Source organism: Streptomyces sp. NTH33, assembly GCF_003236365.1.
In the GTDB taxonomy this organism is placed as follows: domain Bacteria; phylum Actinomycetota; class Actinomycetes; order Streptomycetales; family Streptomycetaceae; genus Streptomyces.
This window is the reverse complement of the sequence record NZ_POTZ01000823.1, coordinates 1-1,730: the sequence shown is the minus strand read 5'-3', so window position 1 is coordinate 1,730 and position 1,730 is coordinate 1. Positions and strand designations below refer to the sequence as shown.

At 70.5% G+C, this 1,730-nt stretch carries 4 protein-coding genes and 1 pseudogene; all 5 read right to left on the bottom strand.

All coding sequences use genetic code 11. The annotated features are described in order from the left end of the window. Window positions 1–118: 118 nt before the first annotated feature. The gene (locus tag C1I97_RS36645; RefSeq protein WP_111007206.1) at window positions 119–298 is read right to left on the bottom strand and encodes a hypothetical protein; all 180 of its coding nucleotides are present in this window, start codon (window positions 296–298) and stop codon (window positions 119–121) included. A gap of 56 nt (window positions 299–354) precedes the next feature. Further along, the gene (locus tag C1I97_RS40425) at window positions 355–528 is read right to left on the bottom strand and encodes a hypothetical protein (RefSeq protein WP_181447087.1); all 174 of its coding nucleotides are present in this window, start codon (window positions 526–528) and stop codon (window positions 355–357) included. A 26-nt stretch (window positions 529–554) separates the two neighbouring features. Continuing rightward, window positions 555–800 carry a hypothetical protein gene (locus tag C1I97_RS39490; RefSeq protein WP_146608428.1) on the bottom strand — a complete coding sequence of 82 codons (246 nt, stop codon included), beginning with the start codon at window positions 798–800 and terminating at the stop codon, window positions 555–557. A 139-nt stretch (window positions 801–939) separates the two neighbouring features. Continuing rightward, window positions 940–1,581 carry a response regulator transcription factor gene (locus C1I97_RS36640; protein ID WP_258382920.1) on the bottom strand — a complete coding sequence of 214 codons (642 nt, stop codon included), beginning with the start codon at window positions 1,579–1,581 and terminating at the stop codon, window positions 940–942. Beyond that, window positions 1,578–1,730: pseudogene (locus C1I97_RS42225) on the bottom strand (sensor histidine kinase); the annotation flags it as partial. The gene C1I97_RS36640 and the pseudogene C1I97_RS42225, both read right to left, overlap by 4 nt.

The window sequence follows — 1,730 nt, the reverse complement described above, 5'->3', positions numbered from 1 at the left end:
GGGGACGAGTGGACGGTGAGGGGCAGTCCGGTGAGAAGGAACGCGGCGCCGAGTGGCGCTGCCCGGCCGGCGGTGGAGCTGCCGGCCGGGCAGCCTTACCACTCGTTACCGCGGGCGACTAGCCGCGGCCGGCCTCGAACGCCGCGACCGTGGCGGAGGCGACGGCCACGCCGGCGAGGAAGGCGGCCGGGGTGACCAGCACCGGGTGCGCGCCGCTGAACAGGGTGCCGGCGCTGTCCTCGACGTCGACGTCGGCGAGCACGGCCGACTGGTTGATGTACGAGTCCATCTCGATCATGGTGAACTCCTCACACAGTGTTGGGGGGATGACTCTCGACAGAAATACCGGGAGGGTCAGCCGACGGCCTTGCCGACCGCGTACGCCGCGGTCACGACGGCGGCGCCGCCCAGGAACGCGGCAGCGGCGGCCGGGGTCGCGAGGACGACCATGGCCGACTCGGACACGACACCCTCGGTGGCCTCGTCCAGCAGGCCCAGGTCCTCGGTGTTCAGCTTCTCTTCCAGCATGCGAACTCCTTGTGGAATCGTGCGGATTACTGCCAGCCGTTGACGGGCCGGCAGGGGGACGGGACGCCCAGATCCGCCGGAGTCGGGATCTGCAGTTCGCAGACACGGGACACCACGCCGTTCCGGTGCTGCTTGGAAAGCGGCGTCACCGCCGAACTCGTCGACGTGGAGAGCGCGGTGATGACGACGCTCAGTACAAGAACACTGGAAACGCGACAGGCGAAGCCGCCTGAATCGGTCTTCGCAGGACGAAATTCCGATCGGATGCGCACTATTTCCTCCCTTGAATGTCGTGGTCGGCTCCGGCTCTCGGAACGATGCCAAAGCTCGGCTGACCACTGAATGGGAGTTCTTGGCAGATAGCTGCACGGCCTCGTTCAGCTTCGTGCCGTACGCACTGCCGTACGCGCTTCAGAGCCAGCCCTGCGCGCGGGCGATGCGCACCGCCACATGCCGGTTCTCCGCGGAGAGCTTCGCCACCGCGGAGGACAGGTAGTTCCGTACGGTCCCCGGCGCCAGTCCCGCTCTGCGCGCGATCTCCGAGACCGGCGCGCCGTCGGCCGCGAGCTCGAGGAGCTCCGTCTCCCGGACGGTGAGCGGGGAGTCTCCGGAGCTGATCGCGTCGGCGGCCAGCTCCGGGTCCACGTAACGGCGTCCGGAGTGGACGATGCGGATGATCTCCGCGAGGTGCCGGGCGGACAGGGTCTTCGGGACGAAACCGCGTACTCCCGCCGACAGCGCTCGTTTGAGGTGCCCGGGCCTGCCATGGCCCGTGACGATCATGGTGCCGCAGCCGGGCAGCTCACTTCGCAGGGAAGCGGCCACCGACACGCCGTCAGGGGCGGGCATCTGCAGGTCCAGCACCGCCACGTCGGGCCGGTGCGCCCGCGCCATGGCCAGGGCCTCGGGGCCGGACGCCGCCTCCGCGACGACCAGCAGGTCCTCCTCCAGCGCCAGCAGCGCCGCCAGCGCGCCCCGGATGAGGTGCTCGTCGTCGGCCAGCAGCACCCGGATGGGTCGCACCCCGTCGCCGCCCCTGTGCTCACCCCTCACGTGGCCGCCTCCTCCAGCGGCAGGTCCGCCGTCAGCCGGAACCGTCCGCCCGGCACCGGCCCGGACTCCAGGGAGCCGTTCAGCGGGGCCAGTCGCTCCCGCAACCCGGCCAGGCCGCTGGAGGAGGCGGCCACGTGAGGGGTGAGCAC